At 62.2% G+C, this 22939-nt stretch carries 16 protein-coding genes; 8 read left to right on the top strand and 8 right to left on the bottom strand.

Annotated features, from left to right (window positions below; genetic code table 11):
• Entirely contained in the window at nt 1-537 is a 537-nt protein-coding gene (locus tag C7I56_RS06745; RefSeq protein WP_199792349.1) for a biotin transporter BioY, read from the bottom strand.
• A 4-nt stretch (nt 538-541) separates the two neighbouring features.
• Nucleotides 542-2269, bottom strand: coding sequence for an acyl-CoA dehydrogenase family protein (locus tag C7I56_RS06750; RefSeq protein WP_106639806.1), 1728 nt, complete (start codon nt 2267-2269; stop codon nt 542-544).
• Between the two features lie 51 nt (nt 2270-2320).
• Between C7I56_RS06750 and C7I56_RS06755 the strand changes: the two genes are divergently transcribed.
• Entirely contained in the window at nt 2321-3253 is a 933-nt protein-coding gene (locus C7I56_RS06755) for an L-threonylcarbamoyladenylate synthase (protein WP_106639807.1), read from the top strand.
• Nucleotides 3254-3258: 5 nt separating this feature from the next.
• On the opposite strand, the gene msrA is transcribed toward C7I56_RS06755, so the two are convergent.
• Nucleotides 3259-3798, bottom strand: a complete 540-nt coding sequence (gene msrA / locus C7I56_RS06760) for a peptide-methionine (S)-S-oxide reductase MsrA (RefSeq protein ID WP_106639808.1) — start codon at nt 3796-3798, stop codon at nt 3259-3261.
• Between the two features lie 47 nt (nt 3799-3845).
• Nucleotides 3846-4889, bottom strand: a complete 1044-nt coding sequence (locus tag C7I56_RS06765) for an ATP-dependent DNA ligase (RefSeq protein WP_106639809.1) — start codon at nt 4887-4889, stop codon at nt 3846-3848.
• Nucleotides 4890-5077: 188 nt separating this feature from the next.
• Between C7I56_RS06765 and C7I56_RS06770 the strand changes: the two genes are divergently transcribed.
• Entirely contained in the window at nt 5078-5680 is a 603-nt protein-coding gene (locus C7I56_RS06770) for a murein L,D-transpeptidase catalytic domain-containing protein (RefSeq protein WP_245409621.1), read from the top strand.
• Between the two features lie 216 nt (nt 5681-5896).
• On the opposite strand, the gene C7I56_RS06775 is transcribed toward C7I56_RS06770, so the two are convergent.
• A complete protein-coding gene (locus C7I56_RS06775; protein ID WP_106639810.1) occupies nt 5897-7168 on the bottom strand; it encodes a L,D-transpeptidase family protein in 1272 nt (423 codons plus the stop codon).
• 229 nt (nt 7169-7397) lie between these two features.
• On the opposite strand from C7I56_RS06775, the gene C7I56_RS06780 reads away from it, so the two are divergent.
• The gene (locus tag C7I56_RS06780) at nt 7398-8564 is read left to right on the top strand and encodes a GGDEF domain-containing protein (RefSeq protein ID WP_199792350.1); all 1167 of its coding nucleotides are present in this window, start codon (nt 7398-7400) and stop codon (nt 8562-8564) included.
• A 60-nt stretch (nt 8565-8624) separates the two neighbouring features.
• Here the strand turns inward: C7I56_RS06780 and C7I56_RS06785 are convergent, their stop codons facing one another.
• Nucleotides 8625-9149, bottom strand: a complete 525-nt coding sequence (locus tag C7I56_RS06785; RefSeq protein ID WP_106639812.1) for a DUF3617 domain-containing protein — start codon at nt 9147-9149, stop codon at nt 8625-8627.
• A gap of 364 nt (nt 9150-9513) precedes the next feature.
• On the opposite strand from C7I56_RS06785, the gene C7I56_RS06790 reads away from it, so the two are divergent.
• From C7I56_RS06790 to C7I56_RS06805, 4 genes are read left to right on the top strand one after another with little or no spacing between them, the layout of a single operon-like run.
• Nucleotides 9514-14229 (top strand): Ig-like domain-containing protein, encoded by a 4716-nt coding sequence (locus C7I56_RS06790; protein ID WP_106639813.1) that lies wholly within the window; start codon nt 9514-9516, stop codon nt 14227-14229.
• A gap of 50 nt (nt 14230-14279) precedes the next feature.
• Nucleotides 14280-15497 (top strand): TolC family protein, encoded by a 1218-nt coding sequence (locus C7I56_RS06795; protein WP_199792351.1) that lies wholly within the window; start codon nt 14280-14282, stop codon nt 15495-15497.
• The gene (locus C7I56_RS06800; protein ID WP_106639815.1) at nt 15494-17614 is read left to right on the top strand and encodes a type I secretion system permease/ATPase; all 2121 of its coding nucleotides are present in this window, start codon (nt 15494-15496) and stop codon (nt 17612-17614) included. The genes C7I56_RS06795 and C7I56_RS06800 overlap by 4 nt, the downstream gene beginning before the upstream one ends.
• Complete coding sequence (locus tag C7I56_RS06805; protein ID WP_106639816.1) at nt 17604-18794, top strand: beta-barrel domain-containing protein; 1191 nt, start codon at nt 17604-17606, stop codon at nt 18792-18794. Before C7I56_RS06800 ends, C7I56_RS06805 begins: the two co-directional genes overlap by 11 nt.
• On the opposite strand, the gene C7I56_RS06810 is transcribed toward C7I56_RS06805, so the two are convergent.
• Nucleotides 18791-19240, bottom strand: coding sequence for a YaiI/YqxD family protein (locus C7I56_RS06810; protein WP_106640186.1), 450 nt, complete (start codon nt 19238-19240; stop codon nt 18791-18793). The two genes, C7I56_RS06805 and C7I56_RS06810, sit on opposite strands and share 4 nt — an antisense overlap.
• Nucleotides 19241-19341: 101 nt before the next feature.
• Here C7I56_RS06810 and C7I56_RS06815 point away from each other — a divergent pair, with 101 nt between their 5' ends.
• On the top strand, nt 19342-21210 hold the full coding sequence (locus tag C7I56_RS06815; RefSeq protein WP_106639817.1) for an ABC-F family ATP-binding cassette domain-containing protein: 1869 nt from the start codon (nt 19342-19344) through the stop codon (nt 21208-21210).
• A gap of 37 nt (nt 21211-21247) precedes the next feature.
• Here the strand turns inward: C7I56_RS06815 and C7I56_RS06820 are convergent, their stop codons facing one another.
• On the bottom strand, nt 21248-22936 hold the full coding sequence (locus C7I56_RS06820) for a ShlB/FhaC/HecB family hemolysin secretion/activation protein (protein ID WP_106639818.1): 1689 nt from the start codon (nt 22934-22936) through the stop codon (nt 21248-21250).
• Between the last annotated feature and the right edge of the window lie 3 nt (nt 22937-22939).

Consider the following 22939-nt stretch of genomic DNA (forward strand, 5'->3'; position numbering starts at 1 on the left):
CTAGCGGCGACGGGTCACTATCATTAGGATCACGGCGACCGCCAGCGACTTCAGGATCGCGCCCGGTAGGAAGGGCAGTAGCCCGTCCTGTATCGCCGCATGGCGCCCCACGCTGGTCGACAGCCACAAGGCGCCGGGGATCAGACATATGGCGTGGCCGATAAGCGCCGCCACGAAAGCGTGGACCGGCTTGCGGCCGTTCCAGCCCTGCTGCGTCAGCCAGCCCATAGCAAGCGCGGCCAGCGGAAACCCGGCCAGATAGCCAGCGGTCGGCCCCAGGAAGCGCTGCCAGCCCCCTGCCCCGCCCGAAAAGACTGGCAGCCCAAGGGCGCCAAGGGCGAGCCAGATGAGGACGGTCAGCGCACCAAGGCGCCAGCCGAGCAAGGCGCCGGTGAGGAGCACGGCCAGTGTCTGCAGCGTGAATGGAACAGGCTCGACCGGAATTTCAACCCGCGATGAAAAGGTGAGCGCCGCGACGCCTGCTGTCATGACAATGGCGCGCGCGACCGGGCTGCGGAAAGCGAGAGGCGGTTTCATTGGCTCAGGCCGTAAAAGCTTCGGCAGGAATCGAATAGAGGATATCGGCCGACGCCCGCGCCGCGGGCTCCAGCCCCAAAGCCTCCGGCACGATCTGGTCGAGATAAAAGCGCGCCGCTGCCGTCTTCATGGCAAGAAAAGCGGGATCGGCATCGCTCCCCTCAACCGCCGCCAGCTGCCGCGCCATCAGCCAGCCCGCCGTCGCGACCGACAGCATATTGAGGAACGGGTAGGAACCAACGAGCCGGTCGTCCACGGACGCCTGCGCCATGTGAGCCGCAACGCCCTCCACGGCATCGACAAGGGCTGTCAGCGCCGCTTCGCCCTTCGCGTCAGCGCGGATGTCGGCCATCAGCCGCGCAAAGACCGCGCCGCCCTCCAGCCCCAGCTTGCGGCCGACAAGGTCCGCCGCCTGAATGCCGTTCGTGCCTTCATAGATCGGCGTGATGCGGGCATCGCGATAATGCTGGGCGGCGCCGGTTTCCTCGATAAAGCCCATGCCGCCATGCACCTGCACACCTAGGCTCGCCACCTCAACGCCGATATCGGTGCCATAGGCCTTGACCAGCGGCGTCAGCAGATCGACCCGCGCCTGCGCGCCCTCGATGCCGAGCCCCGCGCGATCGACCTGCCCCACCGCATAATAAGTCAATGCCCGCGCCGCCTGCGTAAGCGCCTTCATGCGCATCAACATGCGGCGCACATCGGGATGCTCGACGATCGCCACCGGCTCGCGGCTCGGCCCGCCCGCCCGCGCCGATTGCACGCGGCCCAGCGCGTAAGCGACCGCCTTTTGCGTCGCCCGCTCGGCCACCGACACGCCTTGCAGGCCGACATTCAGGCGCGCATTGTTCATCATCGTGAACATGGCGCGCATGCCGCCGCACTCCTCGCCGATCAGATAGCCGACGCACTTCCCTTCATCGCCATAAGACATGACGCAAGTGGGCGAGGCGTGGATGCCGAGCTTGTGCTCGATCGAAACGCAGCGCAGGTCGTTGCGCGCACCGACACTGCCGTCGTCGTTCAGAAGGAATTTCGGCACTAAGAACAGCGAAATGCCCTTCGTCCCCGCAGGGGCATCGGGCGTGCGGGCAAGGACGAGGTGGACGATATTGTCCGCCAGATCATGCTCGCCCCAGGTGATGAAGATTTTCTGCCCCTCGATCCGATAGGTGCCGTCATCCTGCCGCACCGCCTTGGCTTTGAGCGCGCCCACATCCGAACCCGCCTGCGGCTCGGTCAGGTTCATCGTGCCGCTCCACTCGCCCGTGACAAGCTTGGGCAGCCAGATGTCCTGCAATTCTTTAGAGCCGTGATGCTTCAGCGCCTCGATCGCGCCCGGCGTCAGCATGTTGATGAGCGAGAAGCCAAGGTTCGCGCTGCCGAGATCCTCAAGCACCACCGTGGCGAGGATCTGCGGCAATCCCTGCCCGCCATGGCTCTCCGGCCCGGCCAGCGATCCCCATCCGCCCTCGACATAGGCCCGATAAGCAGCCTTGAATCCATCCGGCAAAGTCACGCCATTTGGCGACCATTTCGCGCCTTCTGTGTCGCCAATCCGGTCCAAAGGCGCGAATTCTCCCGCCGCGAGCGCGCCAACGCCCTCCAAAATCGCGTCGGAAAGCTCTTCCGACAGCTCGGAAAAGGCGTTTTCACCGCTCAAATCCTGCATTTTCACGATGGTTTTGAGGATGAATTTCTGGTCTTCGATCGGCGGCGTGTAGGTCATGACTTTCCTGGCGATCTTGCACTGTTTCTCCCCGCGCTATAGCCCGCGAAAGTGACCGCGCAAAACACCCTCGTTCGCCCCTACGGCAAGGCCGCCATCGCCGAAGCCGCGGCGCTGATCGCGCAGGGATTCCCGGTCGCCATTCCGACCGAAACCGTCTACGGCCTCGCCGCCGACGCAACCTCCGGAGATGCCGTTGCCCGCATCTACGAAGCGAAGGGCCGCCCCTCCTTCAACCCGCTGATTGTGCATGTAGCTGACCTTGCAGCTGCGGAGCGCATCGCGCTGTTCGACGACCTCGCCCGCTCTCTCGCCCAGCGTTTCTGGCCCGGCCCGCTCACCCTCGTCCTCCCCCTGCGGGAAGGCGCAGGCATTGCCCCACTTGTTACGGCCGGCCTACCCACAATCGCCCTCCGTGTTCCCGCTCATCCCGCGATGCGCGATCTCCTTGTCGCCACGGGTAAACCGCTTGCGGCGCCCTCGGCTAATGCCAGCGGCCGGATCAGCGCCACTTGTGCCGAACATGTGCTGGCTACCCTGGCTGGCCGCATTCCGATGATCGTCGACGCTGGCTCTACGCAGGTCGGGCTGGAATCGACCATCGTCGCGATCACCAACGGCATGGCGCGGCTCTTGCGCCCCGGACCACTAGTCGAAGCCGATATCGGCATTTCGCTGGGCGCAGGATCGGATAGGATCGAGGCGCCCGGTCAGATGTCCAGCCATTACGCGCCGGACAAGCCGCTGAGACTCAATGTCATCGAAAGCGAGCCCGACGAATGGCTGATCGGTTTCGGCCCCGTCAAAGGCCATGCCAGCCTCAGCGAAAAGGGCGACCTGATCGAAGCGGCCGCCCGGCTATTTGACGCGTTGCATGAAGCCGAAGCGCAATCGCTGCCGCGGATTGCCGTCGCTCCGATCCCGGAGGAGGGCCTCGGTCAGGCGATCAACGACCGACTGAAACGCGCGGCCGCTCCTCGCTAACCCCCTCAGGCTTGCGCCTTCGCCCGCGCTGCGAAACTCTTGCGGAGCTTCTGCAATTTCGGTGGGATGACGGCGAGGCAGTAGGGATTGCGCTGGCCTTCCCCCTCCCAATAGGCCTGGTGATAATCTTCCGCCGGATACCAGTCCGAAAGCGGCTCGATCGCCGTCACGATTGGATCTGGCCAACCGGATTGATTGCGCGCGATCGCAGCTTCGGCCGCAGCCTTCTGCGCTTCATCATGAGGGAAGATGGCCGAGCGATATTGCGTGCCGACGTCATTACCCTGCCGATTGAGCGTCGTCGGATCGTGTGTCGCAAAGAAGATATCAAGCAGATCGTCATAAGAAAGTACGTCCGCATCATAGGTGATCCGGATCGCCTCGGCATGGCCCGTATCGCCGCCGCAAACCTGTTCGTAGGTGGGATTGGGGACCATGCCGCCGATATAGCCGCTATCGACCTTGCTGACGCCGATCACGTCATTGAACACCGCCTCGGTGCACCAAAAGCATCCACCTGCAAACGTCGCGACTTGATCGGCCATTCAATATCTCCTTGCTGGAGATGCACATAGGAAGCGGCCGCGAAAAGTTAAACGGTCTTGAGCAGCCTCGCGATCTCGGCGGGCGGCGCTTCGGGCTTGAGCTGTTCCATGCGGCATTGCGCTGGTGCCTTGTCCGGGCGCCAGCGCAGCAGCTTGGTTCCATGACGGAACCGGTCGCCAGTGACGTGATCGTACCGCACCTCCGCGATCAATTCCGACCGGAGCGGCTGCCAGTCGGCGGAGCGCTCCGTGCTCCAACGGCTCGGCCCGCCCGGTGCACGGCCGGTAAATCCCGGCGCTTCGACAAGCGCTTCCAATTGTCGCGTCAGTGCAGGCTTATCCTTGTTCGGGATCGAAGAGGTAAAGCCGACATGATCGAGCAAGCCATCGTCATTGTAGAGGCCAAGCAGAAGTGATCCGACCTCATTGCTTCCTGTACCATAGCGGAAGCCCCCGACGACGCAGTCGGCGGAGCGCAGCTGCTTCACCTTCAGCATGGCCCGCTCGCCCGGCATGTAAGGATCGTTGCGGCGCTTGGTCATGACGCCGTCAAGCGCGCCGCCCGTATGGTCGAGCCAGGCCTGAGCGTCCTTGGTATCGAGCGTGTAGGGCGAAAGATCAAAGCCGTGGCCTTTTTCTGCGCCGAAGAAGCCGTCCAGCGCCTGCCGCCGTTCGGTCAGGGACCGGCTGATCAGCGACTGTCCACCGATTTCAAGACAGTCGAACAGTACCATTCGTGCAGGCGTTTGTGACGCTAATTTGCGGATGCGGCTTTCCGCGGGATGGAGGCGCATTTGAAGCGCTTCGAACGAGAGAGCACCATCTGCGCAGATGACGAGTTCGCCATCGAGCACGATCTGTCGAGTGCGGAGTGCGCGCACCGCCTCCACCACTTCGGGAAAATAGCGGCCAAGCGGCTTTCCGGATTTGGACTGCAACATAATCGCGTCATCATCGCGAAAGACGAGACAGCGAAAACCGTCCCACTTGGGCTCGTAGTGCCATTCCGCATCGACAGGCAGCGAATCGACAAGCTTAGCCTCCATCGATTCGATGCCGGGTTTCACCTTCAAATGACGAAAATCGGCCATTTTTGAAAGACGCGCCGCCTCTTCTCCGGTTCCGGCGAGCGGCCGTTAACCTTTTTCCGCCAAGAAGTGCGGTGAACCGACTCCCAGATGCGGTAAGGCGTGGCTGCGGGATTGAGCCCAGCCACGAAAATAGTCATTCTGGCGGCGGAAAGAGCAGAGGGCTTCTCATTCTTATTTCGCGTCGTACTTTGATCCAGAGCGGTGTAGCGGCCGGTGCCGCTGCCTGTGTATCCGCCCCGGCCATTGCCAATCAGGTCTGGGCTTCGACCGCTCCGCCCCAGCCGCGCATCAATCCGCTTCTTCTCGCCCGCGCGCGTGAGGCTTTGCAGACTCGCCCGGTCGCCTATCGCGACATGATGGGCGTGGTCGATTTCGCCATGGCGTCGCGCGATCCGCGCTTTTTTCTTGTCGATGTCCCGAGCGGCGTCGCCACCGAATATCATGTCGCCCATGGCCGTGGATCGGATCCGGGGCACTCGGGCTGGCTTGAGCATTTTTCGAACGTGCCGGGATCGGAAGCGTCCTCTGCTGGCGCCTATCTCACCGCCAACGTCTATTACGGCAAATATGGCCGCTCGCTCCGCCTGCAGGGCCTCGATCATACGAACAGCAATGCCGAGGCGCGTGCCATCGTGGTGCACAGCGCGCGTTATGCCGAACCGGAAGTGGTTGCGACCTCCGGAAAGCTTGGGCGTAGCGAGGGGTGTTTCGCCTTGTCAGCGCTTAGCCTGCAATATGTGCTGTTCCGGCTTGGCCCTGGCCGGATGATTTACGCGGATAAGGTCGCTTAAGAGCGCCTGAGTTTCTTGCCCGGCCCATTCTGAGGGCTAAGCTTATCCACGATCCGAGCTAGCTGGAACGTCCTTCGACAAGGTCAGGGACTAGCCAGGGAGAGTGGCGGGTAGTGGCTTCTTAATCATCACGCGACTGCTTCATTGCGAGCGAAGCGTGGCAATCCATATCGGTGCTGCTGGATTGCTTCGCTTTGCTCGCAATGACGAGTAGCCTTACTTGCTGGCTGCGGCGGCCAGTGCGGTTCCGGCTTTATCGTTAAGCGCGGCGACCACTACTTTGTCGCGACCATAGACGTCGCGATATTCGATGATGCCGCCATTGTCCTTCGCGGCGGCTGCCGTGAAATAAGCGATATAGACCGGCGTATCGACCCGTGTCTTAGCCTGCGCCGTCTTGCCGGACGCAATCGTGCGGCTGATCTTCGCTTCATCCCATTCAGGATTGTCGAGTAGCTTGCGGGCAAAGCCGAGCGCATCCTGCGTGCGAATACAGCCGTGGCTCAATGCACGCGCCTCGCGGGCGAAATATTGCTTAGACGGCGTATCGTGCAGGTAGATGGCATAATTGTTCGGCATCACCACCTTCATCCGGCCGAGCGCATTGCCCGGTCCCGGCGGCTGACGATAGCGGACGCCCTTTCCGGCCGGCACGGTCACATAGCCCTTCTTGCCACGCACTTCCGGCGTAATGCTCGCCGGCACTTCCCACCAGGGATTGAAAATAACGCCGGTCGCAACCGCACTGAGTTGCGGCGTCGCGGTTTTTGCCGCGCCAACCACGCCACGATGGCGCGCAGTCACCGCGCCATTCTCGACGATCGCGACGGTATATGCCGGGACATTGACGAGCACATAGCGATCGCCAAGATCACGCGGCAGCCAACGCCAGCGGTCGAGATTGGTGCGGACCTTGTCAATCACCTTCTGGTCGCTTGAAGCGGCAAGCACACCCTTCAGTTCGCGATATTGCGGGTGGGTCGGCAACAGGCCGTCCAGCACAGCGCGCACGCCAGTGCCGCTCAGCGCCTTCTCCATCAATGCATATTGCTGATTTCCGTCGAGATCCGGATCGACCATGTGCCAATCGATTCTCGCCTTGCCGCGCACATGACCAAGTGCGAGATCGGACGACAGTCGCAGGAAGGTGTCGGTCGCCGCGGTACGCAGGCGCCCCTCATCCTTGCTTGCGATCGCCGCACGCAGAGCATCAGGCGCATAATCTTCGGCAGTCAGGCCATCCTCGTGGATGCGTTCCACATAGTCGAGCAGTTCTTCCGCCGCAGCAGTCGTCCACATCGGCGCCATGACAGGATTTTGCAGCGAACGAAGCGCGGTTTCCCCCTCGAAGATCGGCGTTGCGGGCGCTTCGCCGGCCTGCACCTGGCCCTCAGTCGGGCGCTCGCCCTCCTGCACCTGCGCGAAAACGGGGACGGCGAGACCCGCCATTGCGGCGGTCGCCAAAGCTGCTCGGATCACTGTCTTCATGTGCGTCTTTCTATTGCAAATGCCCTGCCATTGCCAGCGGCATCGGTTTCCCGCCGCCAGTTGAACCGAAATGGCTGAACACCGGATTTACTATTAATTTCCCCAGCCGGTTCAAATCCTTGGCCAGACCCAGGTGTGGCAGAGGCCAGCATCCTTACCGATGATTAACCTTGTCGCGTTATCGAAGTCTGCAAATGGGATTGATCATCCGGTAATAAAGGGGACGCCCGTGCTTCAGGCAGGGCCATCATCGACGCCGTCATGGCGAATCACGCGTTGGCTGGTCGATCCGGGATCGGACGTGCCTGCGGCCATTCGCGCGTCATTGATCAGCGGGCTCTATGGTGCCTTGCCGATCTTTGCGGGCGGGGTGATCAACACCATCGCGGTCGCGGCGCTGATCGCCGGACGTCTTCAACATGGCCTCATCTATGCTTGGCTAGCCTTTGAAATTCTGCTGTGTCTTGCGCGGTTTACAGTGCTCCTTGTCGTTCGAAGCAGGGCGTCCCACGTCGAACGATTGGGCGACATCCACATATTCCTGGCATTGCTGTGGGCCTCCAGTGTCGGCTTTGGCACCTATATTACCGCTATGAGCGGCGATTGGGTTTCCTGTGCGCTCTCCTGGCTATCGGCGGCGGCCATGGTCGGAGGCATTTGCTTCCGAAATTTCGGGGCGCCCCGATTGGTTGCGGTGATGATCATGCTCAGCCTGGGCCCGTGCGTGATCGCAGCCATCCAGAGCGGAGAGCCAATCCTGCTCCTCATCGTCTTCCAAATCCCTTTCTATCTCTATTCGATGACGATCGCGGCTTTCCGTCTCAACAAGATGCTGGTGTCGACGATGCGGGCGGAACAGGAGAATGACCACCTTGCCCGCCACGATCTGCTGACCGGCCTGTTGAACCGGGCCGGGCTTGAACGGCAGCTCGATGAAAATGGCGATGCGGCGCCGCTCACCCTCCTCTATCTTGACCTCGACGGGTTCAAGACGGTGAATGACCGGCTGGGCCATGGCGCGGGCGATCACCTTCTCGGGATGGTGGGAGAACGGTTGCAGGCCCTGTCGACTTCAGGCGTGGTCGCCGCGCGCATTGGTGGCGACGAATTCGTGATGGTCGCGGGTGGAAACGATCGCACGGCCGCTATTAATCTCGCCCGCCGCACAATCACCGCGATCACGGGCGAACCTTATTTGATTGGCCAGGAAGCAATTGAAATCGGCGTGTGCATCGGCGTTGCCTTCGCACCTTATCACGGCTCTGCTCTCGCCCACCTCATGAGCGCGGCGGATAACGCGCTCTATCAGGCGAAAGCCAAGGGCCGCTGCGAATATGCTATCGCAACCAGCATCGCCCCTTCGCCGACACTCCGGCTCGCAACGACGACATTATGAAAAAGGCCCGGCCTCATAGGAGCGCCGGACCTTAATTCCATACAGGGAAGCTGGATAGGATCAGCCTTCCTTGCTCTCTCCGCCGATTTCCTGACCGGGCTGAACCCCGGCAGGACATTCGCCCACCCAGCGGCCGCTAAGCGTCGTACCACCACCCTGGCGCTTGCCGTCTGGCATGGTGACGAAGGCGCCGAAGTTCATCTCGAACTGCGTATCGCTACCCTTGAGGTCCAGCTCTGAATCAATCGTCAGGCCATTTTGCGGGCAGGACGCTTTGAGATAAAAGCGATCGGACCCGCTTTCATGGTCGACTTTGCACTCCTTGGGATAATCGCGGGTGACCATTTCGCGGAGCTGCGGGGTGGCTTCGGCGCCGACGCATTCACGGCGCGCTTCCTTGCCGCCCTCACCGGCTTCAATGATCTCCCATGCGCCCGGGCGAAATTGCGGGACGCCATCCGCGCCAAGCGTCAGGCCGCTGCCCGCTACTGTCTTTTCGCCGGCCGGGGCACTTTCGTTCGCTGTCTGCTGTTGTCCGCAAGCCGCCAAGGCAAGAATGGCCGCAGAGGTTAACAATTTACGCATAGAATTAGTCCCTTCCCCGCAGGCCGAGCCCGCTCCATTTCAAAATAAGTATAGCGGCCATTTTGGCCGCATTGCCGACCACCGACACAGTAGCGCCTTAACTGTCTAACCAGAAATTTGGCAAGGAAAGCCGTCATGTGAATTGACGACCATTCTTTTCTGAAATGATCCATTTTGGTAACAAGAGTTAGTACAGTTTTGTCGAAATCCAAAAGGCCAAATGTCCATTTTGGATCGTTAAGCTGTGTAAAATAACCATATCGCAATGAACCGGTGTCTATACCTTAGAGTTGAAAGGGCAGGTCTTCTCAAGGGGTCCAAATGTCGGAAGGATAATTCAGAAAATAACAGGTGGAGGATAATCATGCAGATTGAGGCGAAGGTGGCATCTGATGTTCAACAGATCCAAGCCGGAGAAAAGCAAGTCGTTAACGACATACTTACCGTTGATCCTGGAAGTAATGTTGCTCTCGACATATCGCCTCAGTTTGTTAACTCATACGCCCGAGAGGGCGGCGACCTTATAATCACTCTTCAGGATGGCCAGACCATCCGTTTGGTTAATTTTTATGGCGATCCGCAAAAGCCAAGCCAACTCTTCCTTGTCGACGAAAACGACCAGCTCGTTTTAACCAATCTTACACCCGCATCGGACGGCAGCTTCACCGCAGCCTACATCCCGCAAAATGTCGCGTCCGGTTTTGACGATAGCGGCGTTGGCGGCGCGGTTATTGGTGGCGGCTTTGGCCCGGCGGGCTTGCTGGGCGGACTCGCGCTCCTTGGCGGCGGCGCAGCGCTGGCCGGGGGCGGCGGAGGCGGGGGTGATGGCGGCGGCAATCCTCCGCCACCCCCTGCCGACACCACGCCTCCCGGGGCGGCGACAAATCTTGCCATCTCTAATAATGGCGCGACCCTGACCGGAAGCGGAGAAGGCGGAGCGACGGTCGGCGTCGATACCAACGGCGACGGCGTGATCGATCGTACCGGCACTGTTGGTAGCAACGGCCAGTTCCAAATCACGCTGGATCCGCCGCTCACCAATGGCGAGACTGTTACAGTCTTCCTCACCGACGCATCCGGCAATCGCAGCCAGCCGGCGACGGTAGCAGCGCCAGACACGACCGCACCTGCGGGGGCGGAAGATGTCGCCGTTTCACCGGACGGCTCGGCCGTCAGCGGAACGGCCGAGCCCGGCACGACAGTCACGGTCGACACCAACGGAGACGGCATACCCGACGGGACGGCGACGGTCGGTGATGATGGCACCTTCGAAATCCCGCTCGATCCGCCCCTCACCAACGGCGAGGATATCACGGTGGTCGTATCGGACGGCGCTGGAAACGATAGCCCGCCGGTTGTCGTCACCGCGCCCGATACGACCGCACCGGCAGCGGCAGACGATGTCGTGATCTCCCCCGACGGCACGACGCTCACCGGCACTGCGGAGCCCGGAGCGACCGTCAATGTCGATATCAATGGTGACGGCACGCCCGATGAAACGGCCACCGTGGGCGATGACGGCACATTCGAAGTACCTCTCGACCCGCCGCTTACCGATGGCGAGATTGTATCCGTAATCGTTATCGATCCGACGGGCAATGAAAGCGATCCAACCCTTGTCGTCGCCCCCGATCTCGTCGCAACGCCGGATACGCCGACCATCGAACCGACTAACGGCACGGAAATTAGCGGCACGGCAGAGCCTGGCACCACGGTAGTCGTACGCGACAGCGCCGGTAATGAAATCGGCACCGATGTGGTGGCGCCGGATGGGAGTTGGTCCGTAACGCCCGACGCACAGCTTCCCGACGGGACGGTCATCATCGTCGTTGCCGTCAATAGCGAGGGGGATCCGAGCCCTGCCGCGACCGCCACCGTCGATGGCATCGCACCCGCGGCTCCGGTCATCGCGCCGAGCAATGGCGAACAGCTGGTCGGCACAGCCGAAGCCGGGTCCACAGTCACCGTGACCGATGGCGCAGGCAATGTGATCGGCACCGACGTCGTCGACGCCAATGGCAATTGGTCGGTCACACCCGCAACGCCGCTTGGAGATGGCGAAACGGTAAGCGCCACGGCGACGGACCCGGCAGGCAATGAAAGCCTGCCCAGCACGGTTGTGATCGAAGCCACCCTCCCCGACATTCCGACGATCGAACCAACGAACGGCGCATTCATCGAAGGCACGGCGGATGCCGGCAATACCATCCTCATCACCGACGGTGACGGCAATCCGATCGGTCAGACGACGGCTGATGCGAACGGCGATTGGTCCTTTACGCCCGACCCGGCCTTAACCGACGGCACGGTCGTCCAGGCCGTGGCGGTCGACGGCTCGGGCACGCAGAGCGCTCCGGCAACCACTATCGTCGACGCGCTGGCCCCTGCCGCGCCTTCGATCGAGCCGACCAACGGCGCCGAAATTGCCGGTACTGCGGAGGCGGGCGCGACCGTCACCGTTACCGACGGCGCAGGCAATATGATCGGCACCGACGTCGCCGACGCTGACGGGAATTGGTCGATTACCCCGACACCTGCTCTTGCCGATGGAACGGTGGTGACCGCCACTGCCACCGACGCCGTGGGCAATGAAGGCCCGGCTGCCACTGCCAGCGTCGATGCGGTCGCGCCGCCTGCCCCGATCATCGGGCCGAGCAATGGGGAGCAGCTCGTCGGCACGGCCGAGCCTGGCGCGACGATTACGCTAACCGATGGCGCGGGAAATCTCATCGGAACGACAACGGCTGACGAGAATGGCGCCTGGTCTTTCACGCCAGATGCCCCTTTAGCCGACGGAACAGTCGTCAATGGCACCGCAACCGATGCGGCTGGCAATGAGAGTGGGCCAGGTTTCGTTACAATCGATGCCTCCCTTCCTGCCATCCCGGTCCTTGAGCCGACCAACGGTTCGGTAATCGACGGCGTCGCCGACGCGGGCAACGTGGTTACGCTGACGGACGGGGACGGCAACTTTATCGGCGAAGTGATTGCAGGGCCCGATGGCAGCTTCAGCTTTACGCCGGATCCAGCGTTACCCGACGGTACAGTCATAAATGCGGTCGCCACCAATATCTTTGGTGATGAAAGCGCCCCCGGCACGATCACTGTCGACGCCGCAGCTCCCGCAGCCCCAACTATTGAACCGAGTAACGGGACCGAGCTTAGTGGCAGTGCCGAGGCCGGGTCGATCATCACCCTGACAAACGGTTCGGGCGGCCTTATCGGCTATGCAGTGACGGACGAGGACGGCTCTTGGTCCTTCACACCGGATCCTGCGCTTTCTGACGGGACGGTCGTCAACGCGACGGCGACCGATGCCGTAGGCAATGAAAGCGGCCAGGGAACGACGACGGTGGACGCCGCCGCACCGCCGACGCCATTCAACCTTGTCGTTACGGTGGACGGATCGCTTCTCACTGGTACGACCGAAGGGGGCGCGGAAGTCCGCGTGGTCGTGGACGGTGACGAGGCTAATCCGATCATCGTTACGGCCGACGCTAACGGCAATTTCTCCATCCCGCTTTCTCCGCCGCTGGTCGATGCGGAAGTACTGACGGTGACGGCCAGCGATGCGCTCGGCAACGAAAGTGCGCCCGGAACGGCCTTCGCACCCGATTTGTCGGCGCCGCTCATCACGGTGCCGGAGGCGGCCGATGGCTATCTCAACGGCGCCGAATTAACCGACGGTATTCAGGTGGATGTCGACATCGCGCCGGGCGTCCGCGCGGGCGATGTGATCAACGTCACCTTCACTGGTCAGAATGGCTATGAGGTGACAGTAGCCCACACGGTAACCGAGGCGGACCGCACGGCGGGCGGCGTGACCGTCACCGTAACACCACCGCCGGATCAGGCCGAATTCCCAGAAGGGCCGGCTACGATCACCGCGTCCGTGAATGGCGGCGAGGAATCAGCACCTGTCGCTACGGTCGTCGACACCATCCCGCCCGCATCGCCGGTCCTGTCGCTCGTCGGCAATGTCCTCACCATTTCGGCCGAGCCCGGAACCGAGCTCACGATCGAAGTGAATGTCGCCGGGATCACGCTCACCGAAACGGTGACGGTCGACAATAGTGGGCTCGCGTCGCTCGACTTGCTGACCGACCTCGGCGCCGAATTGACGCTCGACCAGCTTCTGGAAGCAAACGTCAGCGTCATGGGCGCGGACGCTGCGGGTAACGAAACCAATGTGGTAACACTCGATGTTTTGCCGAGCCTGCAGCAGCCCGTGACCATAGGAGATATCGCGCTCGATGTGGGTCTTTTGCCGCCTGTCCTCGGCATCAGCGGCACCGCTGACCCGGGCTCAAGCCTGCGGGTGGAAGTCATCACGCCATTGGCTTCGGTCTTCGTGACACCGGCTGTCGACCCGGCGACCGGCAACTTCACGATCAATCTGCTTGATCCCGATCTCCTGTCCGATCTCGGCCTGTCGATCACCGACATTCTCAACTTGGGTGCGGGGCTGTCTCTAAACCTCATTGCCACGGATGCCGAAGGCAATGACAGTGCGGTCTATGGCGTGTCCCTCACCGGCGCGGGTCTTGGCCTCAACATCGGCGAGATCACCGTTACAGGCACCAATGGAAACGATGTGCTCGAAGGCCGTGAGGATAGTTCGGAGACGATTGATGCCGGGGCGGGCGCCGACCTCATTCTCAACGTTGGCACCAATGACGAGCTGGATGCGGGCGACGGCAATGACACGATCGAGATCGTCGCGAACAATTTCGACGCGATCGATGGCGGTGCGGGCTTCGACACGCTGCTGCTCTCCGATGGCATCGATTTCGACTATAATGGCACCGGCGTTGGAACGGTCGCCGATATCGAACGCATCAATCTTGGCACCGGCGATGACGGCAGCGTGGTGACGCTGACTGCGGCGGAGGTGGATGCGATCACCGACGGCGATAATATCCTGCAGTTTACCGGCGATGGGAACGATACGCTGAACGTCATCGGGGCAGTCGCCACCGGGGCGACCCAAACGATCGAAGGCATCACCTACGACGTCTACACCTTCGGCAACACGACCCTTTTGGTCGAAGACAATAGCGTGCAGGTCGTCACTGCATGAAGAAGCCCGGGGGGCTGTATGCGTCCCTGTTCAAGCTGGGGCGAGGAAGAATGTGGGCCTTCCTCGCCCCCTTCTTGGCAACCCCGGCGGGCGCAATGCCGCTTGCCGAAGCGGTCCGGCTCGGCCTGGCCAATAATCCGGACGTTCAGGCGGCCAAGGTCGACATCGCGGCGGCGGAGACCGATGTGGCGATTGCGACGAACGGCTATCTGCCTACCCTCAGCGTGTCCGGCGGCCCGCGCAGTTTCAGCTTCGACGACGTGACCTATGACGTAACGGCTGCCCAAACCGTCTATGATTGGGGCCGCACGACGAGCCGTGTGGACGGCGCTAAAGCCCTGAAGCGGCAGGCGGCGGCCGATGCCCTTGTGCGGCGCGATGCGGCAGCGCTCGACATCGTCGAACTCTATCTCGACATCCTCTTGAACGAAGGCCTGATCGAGACGGACCGGCGACATATCGAACGGCTAGAGTTGATCCATCAGATGACCCAGGCCCGCGCGAGTGGCGGCTATTCGGACAAAAGTGAGCCGGAACGGTCCGGCCTTGAACTTGCCCGCGCGCGGGAACGGATGGCGGAGGATGAGGGCCGGCGGCGCGATGTCGGCAATCAGTTTCTGCTGCTCGTCGGTGAGCCTGCGACAAACCTTAACACCCCCTCGCCTGACCCGCTGCTTGCGTCCGCCATGACGCGGGGTTTCGAAGCGGCGGTGCCTGACGCGCCGCTCTACCAGAAGGCGATAGAGGACACGCGGGTCGCGGAAGCGACGGCGCGGGAAGCGCGCGCAGGGCAATTGCCGCAACTCAATCTGGAAGCCAGCACATTGCGGCGCGACCTTGGCGGACGGGCCCAGAGCGACACGATGGTCGGTGTCCGCTTCCGCATGGACACAATGCAGGGTCTGTCGAGCTTCCAACGCGCGCGGGCCGCGCAGCAACGCGTCGAATCCGCGCGCTGGCGCGAAGGCGTCGTGGCCCGCGACATCAGTCGCGACGTGCGCAACATGATCGACATGCTCGACCTGTTGGTGGCGCGGGAGAAAACGCTCCTCGAACAGGTGGATGGATCGGCGGCTCTTGGCCACCTTTATGCGGAACAGTTCGAAGTTGGGCGGCGCGACGTCATCGACCTGCTAAACGTTCAGCGCGAGACGTTCGAAGCTGACCGGCAGGCCATCACCGTCCGCATCGAACAGTTGCGGCTGCACTACCGGATCGCCGCGAAGCTCGGCTTGATCGACCGCTCGCTGGAAGGACCGGAAGCATGACCAAGGATCCACTGCGCGAAGGCCTTGCCCTGCTCTGCCAGACGCTTGGGCGGCCGACAAGCGTGACCGAGCTTGGCGACGGCATGCCGCTCCTCCGGGGACGGCTACCGCTCGACATGGTGCCCCGCGCGCTTCGCCGCATCGACATCACCGCGCGGATCGTCGATTATTCCCTCGAGCATGTCGACAATGTGTTGCTTCCGGCCCTTCTCGTCCTTCGCGACGGACGGACAGCGCTTCTTATGGCCATTGAAGGGGGCGAGGCGGACATTCTGCTACCGGATGCGGGCGGGGGCGCCCAGCGGCTAAGCCAAAGCGAGCTCGCCGCAATCTATAGCGGCACCGCGATCTTCGCGAAGCCGCGCTACAGGGCGGACGGACGGGCAGGCAATTACGCGGCGGAGGATGGCGAGCACTGGTTTTACGGCACGCTCAAGCAATTGAAGCGATCCTATGCCGAGGTTGCCATTGCAGCCTTCACGGCAAACCTGCTCGCGGTGGGTTCTGCGCTCTTCGCTATGCAAGTCTATGACCGGGTCGTCCCGAACTCGGCCTTCGACACATTGTGGATTTTGGCGAGTGGGGTGATCCTCGCCATCATTCTGGAATCCGTGCTGCGTGTGATGCGGGCGCATCTCCTTGACACGCTCGGCAAGGGCATTGACCTCAAACTGTCCACTCAGCTGTTTGAACGTGTGCTCGGGACGCGCCTTGCCGCCAAGCCGCCGTCGCTGGGGGCGTTCAGCACACAAATCCGCGAATTCGAAGGCGTGCGGGAGTTTTTCACCGCCTCCAGCGCGGCGGCGATCAGCGACCTGCCATTCGTCCTCCTGTTCCTTGGCATCATCGCGCTGATTGGCGGAGTCGTCGTCTGGGTGCCGATCATCGCGATCCTGTTGATGCTGGTGCCGAGCATCCTCGCGCAGAAGCAGCTTGCCGCGCTCTCGCGTCAGAACCTGCGGGAGGGGGCGGTCAAGAACAGTATCCTTTTGGAATCCATAGAGAATCTGGAAACGATCAAGGCTTCACGGGCGGAAGGGCGTGCGCTTCACCTTTGGGAAACGTTAACCGCGCAGCTCGCCCGCAGTGCGATGAAATCCCATATGCTGACCGCCAGCCTCAGCCACGGTGCGGCGATGGTCCAGCAACTTTGCTATGTCGGCGTCGTCGTATTCGGCGTTTACCGGATCAGCATCGGCGAGATGACGGTGGGTGCGGTCGTCGCATCCTCGCTCCTCGCGGGCAGAGCCATCGCGCCCATGTCGCAAGTGGCTGGCATTCTCGGTCGTTGGCAGCATACGAAAGTCGCGATGGAAGGGCTGGATCAGCTTATGGCGGCGCCCACCGAGCGGCCAGCGGTCCGGACCTTCGTGCGCAAGGAAAAGCTCTCCGGTCATTACCAGATGGAGAAGCTGCAGCTTCGTCACGGCGACGCGCCGCCGGTGGTGGACGTAAAGGAACTGACCATCAGGCCGGGCGAGCGTGTCGCCCTCCTTGGCGGCAATGGTGCGGGCAAATCATCTTTGCTTCGCCTCCTGTCCGGCCTTGGCGATCCAACAGGCGGGCGGCTGCTGCTTGATGACGTCAGCATCGCGCAGATCGATCCGTCCGACCGGCGCCGCGCGATCGGCTATCTGCCGCAGGATGTGGCGCTTCTCCACGGTACACTGCGCGACAACCTCAACCTCGAAGGGGCGGCCTTGGACGACGAGGATCTGTTCCAGGCGCTGGACGGCGTCGGCCTCGGTGCTTTCGTCCGCGCCAATCCGTTGGGGCTCGATATACCGATCCTTGGTAGCGGCAGTTTTTCCGGCGGCCAGCGGCAGGCCGTGGGTCTTGCCCGCATCATCCTGCAGGATCCCGCCATTCTCCTTCTAGACGAGCCCACCGCCGCCTTCGATCAGGCGAGCGAGACGAACGTCATCAAATATATGGACAAGTGGCTCGGCAGCCGCACGCTCATCGTCACCACGCACAAGAAAAGCCTACTCTCCCTCGTCCGCCGCGCCGTGGTGCTGCGCCAGGGCCGCGTCATCATGGACGGGCCGCTGGACGACGTGGTGAACGGCAATCAGGTGCAGACGCCTCCCGCCGAAGGAGTTGCCAATGCTGGCTAAAGCGCCCTCCGTCGAAAGGTTACGCCGCGAGCTTGGCGACCCCCTGCTTGCCGCCGCGCATCCGGTATCTCGGCCACTGCTCTGGACGATCCTTGGCGTGATCATCCTCTTCGTCATTTGGGCGAGCTGGGCGCAGCTCGACGAAGTGACGCGCGGCGAAGGGCGGGTTGTGCCGTTCAGCCGCGTGCAGAAAATCCAGAGCCTTGAAGGGGGCATATTGGGCCGGCTGATGGTAAAGCAAGGCGATCTGGTGGAGGCGGGCCAGCCGCTCGCCTTGCTCGATCAAACACGCTTCCAGACGTCGTTCGAGGAATCGGCCAACCAGGCGATGGTGCTGAAGGCTGCAATCGCCCGGCTCGAGGCTGAGGTGCTGAATAAGGGCGGCATCGCCTTTCCGGTCGATGTCGATCCAAGCGGATCGATCGCCCGCTCCGAGCGCGAACTGTTCAAATCGCGCCGCGACAAACTGGCGGAAGGGACTGGGTCGATCAGCCGCCAGATCGGAATTGCACAGAACCAGCTCTCGATCCTCCAGCCGCTCGTCGCGCAAGGCGTGGTGAGCGAGATGGAGGCGCTGAAGCTCCGCCAGGATATCGCCACCCACAATGGCAAGCTGGCCGAGCTTAAAAATGGCTATTTCCAGGACGCCTATACCGAACTTTCCGCCAAAAAGGCTGAGCTCGCCGCGCTGGAGCCAATCGTCGCGCAGCGCGGCGATCAGCTGCGCCGCACAGAAATCGTCTCCCCGGTGCGCGGCCGGGTGAATGCGGTTATGATCAACACGAAAGGCGGCGTCATCCAGCCCGGTGAGCCGATCATGGAGGTTATTCCCATCGAGGACCGCCTGCTCATCGAAGCGCGCGTCAAACCCCGCGACGTCGCCTTTCTCGTCCCCGGCATGGCCGCCAAGGTGAAGATCACCGCCTACGACTATACAGTCTATGGCGACCTTAAAGGCACGGTCGAGCAGATCAGCGCCGACACGATCGAAGAGGATACGCCGCGCGGTAAGGAATCCTATTATCAGGTCCTCATCAAAACCGACGGCGCGCAGCTGATGAAGGGGGACAAGGCCTTGCCGATCATCCCCGGCATGATCGCCGAGGTAGATATATTGAGCGGCAAGAGGAGTGTGATGAACTATCTGCTCCGCCCCCTCCTCAAAGCCCGTTTGAACTAACGACCCCGTTTCAGGCGGTTCAACCCCTCATCCAACGCCGAGAGGAAGCGGGAACGGTCGGTCTTGGAAAACGGTGCCGGCCCTCCGACGATGTCGCCGCCCGCGCGGAGATCGGCCATGATGGCGCGGGTTGCGATGGCCGCCCCGATGCTGTTTCCGGTGAAGAGCTTGCCGGTGGGCGCGATAACGGTGGCGCCATTTTTCAGGCAGCGGTCGGCCAGCAGGATGTCCGCCGTGACGACAATGGCTTTGGCAGTCGCCTGATCCGCGATCCAATCGTCGGCTGCATCGAAACCGTCACTTACCACCACTCGTTCGATGAGCGGATGGGGCGGAATGCGAAGGTGGCCGTTGCTGACGATGCTGACCGGCACCTCATGGCGAAAGGCGACCTTGTAGATTTCTTCCTTCACCGGGCAGGCATCGGCATCCACCAGAATGCGGATCATATCTATTTCGCCGTTCATAAGCCGGGGCGATGCAGGCTAAGGAGCCGGGGTGCAAGAATGTTTTGGGCGCAGGGCCCCTGTCATGGTAGGCGCGCGCCATGCTTGGCATCAATGGAATCACGGTGCGCCTTGGCGGGCGGGCAATCCTCGACGGCGCGACGGCGGCGCTTCCGCCGCGCAGCCGCGTCGGGCTTATTGGACGGAACGGCGCGGGTAAGTCGACACTCATGCGCGTTATCGCCGGGATGCTCGATCCGGACGAGGGCTCTGCAGACATGCCGCGCGGGTCGCGCCTCGGCTATATTGCGCAGGAAGCGCCGGGCGGCATCGCAACGCCGTTCGAAACCGTGCTTGCCGCCGACACGGAGCGCGCGGCGCTGCTTGCGGAATCGGAACACTGCGAGGATGCCGACCGCTTGGGTGAAATCCATGAGCGGCTGAATGCAATCGACGCCCACGCCGCGCCATCGCGGGCCGCGCGCATCCTGGTCGGCCTCGGCTTCGATGAAGAAATGCAGCACAGGTCGCTGGAGAGCTTCTCCGGCGGCTGGCGGATGCGCGTCGCGCTCGCCGCCCTTCTCTTCTCCGCACCGGACCTGCTGCTGCTCGATGAGCCGTCCAACCACCTCGACCTCGAAGCGGTGTTGTGGCTTGAGGACTTCTTGAAAAACTATCGCGCGACAATCCTCGTCGTCAGCCACGAGCGCGATTTCCTCAACAATGTGGTGGATCATATTCTCCACCTCGATCGCGGAAAGGTTACGCTTTATCCGGGCGGCTATGACGCCTTCGAACGCCAGCGCGCGGAGCGGCAGGCGCAGCTTGCCGCCGCGCGCGACAAGCAGATGGCACAACGCGAAAAATTGCAGGCCTTTGCCGACCGCTGGCGCGCCAAGGCAAGCAAGGCGAAGCAGGCCCAAAGTCGTTTGAAAGCGCTCGCCCGCATGGCACCGATCGCCGAGCTGGTCGACGACCCTTCTCTCTCCTTCGGCTTTCCAAATCCGCAGGAATTGCGACCACCTTTGGTCACGTTGGATATGGCCTCGGTCGGCTATGGTGAGGCGCCTGTTCTCTCCCGTCTCAATTTACGGCTGGATCCGGACGACCGTGTCGCGTTGCTCGGCCGTAACGGCAACGGCAAGACGACGCTCGCCCGCCTGCTCGCCGCGCAGCTGCCGCCGATGGAGGGCGGTGTGGCAGTCAGCTCCAAGCTGAAGGTTGGCTATTTCACCCAATATCAGGTCGAGGAACTGGACGGTGCCGACACGCCATTCCAGCATATGGCGCGGCTGATGACCGGTGCGACGCCCGCCGCCGTCCGCTCCCAACTCGGGCGGTTCGGCTTTTCGGGCGACAAGGCGATGACGGAGGTGCGCAAGCTGTCGGGTGGCGAACGGGCGAGGCTCGCGCTTGCCCTCATCACTCGCGACGCGCCGCATATGCTAATCCTCGACGAGCCGACGAACCACTTGGACGTCGATGCGCGCGAAGCGCTCGTCCAGGCATTGAATGAATATTCGGGCGCGGTGGTCGTCGTTTCGCACGACCGCCACATGCTGGAACTGGTCGCTGACCGGCTAGTACTCGTAGACGGCGGCACCGCGACTGAATTCGACGGCAGCCTCGACGATTATACGGCCTTCGTTCTCGCCAAGGATTCAGGTGCGGACAAGACGCAATCGAAAGCCAATCGGAAGGATGAACGCCGCCTCGCCGCCGCGGCGCGCGAAAAAGGTCAGGCGCTCCGCAGCCGCGCCAAGAAGGCAGAGGCCGAGACGATCCGCCTCTCCGCGCTTCGCAGCGACATCGACCGGGCCATGTTCGACCCGTCAAGCGCCAACAGGACGCTGGCCGGCCTCACCATGTCCGAGCTGATGAAGCGCCGGGCTGACGTGGAACGGCAGCTTGAGGCGGTGGAAGCCGAATGGCTGGAAGCAAGCGAAGCGCTGGAGGATTTGGCGGCGTGAATCAGCAAGGCTGAATTCAACGCCGCCCTTTCATCTCTTAATAGCTGAACGTCACCGAAAAATTCAGGCGCCAGTCCTCAGCCTGCGTATATGGGCCATCGGCCAGCGCATAAGCGCCTTCCAATGTCGCGTTGAACAGGCGATCGACCTGCAAATTGAAGCCGCCGCCAATTGCTGCGAGCACCTCTTCCTCATCGACCCGGCGCGTCTTGCCGTAGCCGCTGTCGGCGAAGAGATAGGGTTGAACCGTGGTTGCGATCGACTTCGCCTTCCCCAACAGGATCCCCTGACCGAACAGCGTATGCCGCACCACGACACCGCTGTCATATCCGCCGTCTTCCAGACCATAGCCACGGATCAGGCTCGGCCCGCCAAGTCCCATCTGTTCTGAATCCGGCAACGGGCCTGTTGCATATTGCCCGATGATTTCGGTGTTGAGATAGGCCGAGCCCAACCGCGACGACTGGCTGTAAAACGCATTCACATAGGCATAAGTGCTGTCGGTCACCCGGCCCCCGGTGTGATAGCGGAAGGCGCCGTCGCTATTATCCGTTCCGATGCCGCCGGGGCTGGCGTGCAACGTCACGCTCAGATTGGTGCGGCCGTTTGAACTCGCCGTCGCCTTTTCAAGGCCGATGTAGAATTGCCGAACGTCGGCGGACACATCGTCAACCGGAATACCGAAGAAAAAGAGTTTGCGGCGACTGTTTCGCAATTCGACACCCACGCGCATGTCGCCCAAGGCATCAACCGCCTGCCGCCAGCCAACGACGCCTTCGACGATTTTCTGATCGACGGAGAAAGGATATACATCCTGCCTGATCCGAACATGGTTGAAGGTCGCCTCCAACGCATTGCGCGGCGCCATGACGAGGTTGAGGATGCCGGCATGGCTGACGTAATTCGGGCGGCTCGTATCGAAAATGTCGGTCGAGCCGGTGAATTGATAGGACAGCGTGGCGTCCGGCAATATGCTCAGCGGCGCCACCTGGAAACCGGCGAAGAGCCGCTCCCGCTCCGACGAAGAACCGCTATTCGCGGCGCCCGCATAAACCCGCCACGGCTTGCTCTCGTTAAGCAGCAGCGACAGGTTCGATGCACCAGTCTGCGCGCCGGGAGCGAAGACGGCTTCCACCCGGCGGAAGGGATTGCGGTTAAGCCAGTCGAGATCCTGCTCCAGAGCGGTCGCGTCGATGGGTTCACCGGTTTTTTGACGCAGGCTGCGAACGATGTAATCGGCCGATGTCCGACCGCTTTGCGAGTCAATGGCGCCCGCAGTGAACTCGACGACCCTGACGTTGAGCGTGCCGGTCGTGACTTCCTGTTCCGGCGTCGATAGCGATACGAAGGGATAGCCCTTTGCGCGATAAAAGCGCGCGATATCGGCCTCGATCTGAGCAATGAGAAGCCGGGACATCGGCTTGCCGATATAAGGCGCCAGTAAGGCCTGACCCTCCGTCGTGTTAAGGCGCGCCACGCGGCTGACGTCGACCGCCACTGTCGGCTCAGCCACCACAGTGTCGGCCGGACCCAAGACGACGATCCGCGCAAGATTGAAGCCAAACGGCGTCGCGTCTTCGCTGGCCGGAGCCGCATCCGGCGCGATCGGATCGCTCGCGCGTGTTTCAACGCCCGGCGGCAGGTTGCGCTCCACCTGGGCAAAGGCAGGCGCGTGGATGACGGCCGCCGTGGCGAGAAGCAGGATATTTCGGAAGGAAGAGTGCATGGG

The sequence above is a fragment of the Allosphingosinicella vermicomposti genome (genome assembly GCF_003012815.1).
GTDB classification, from domain to species: Bacteria; Pseudomonadota; Alphaproteobacteria; order Sphingomonadales; family Sphingomonadaceae; genus Allosphingosinicella; species Allosphingosinicella vermicomposti.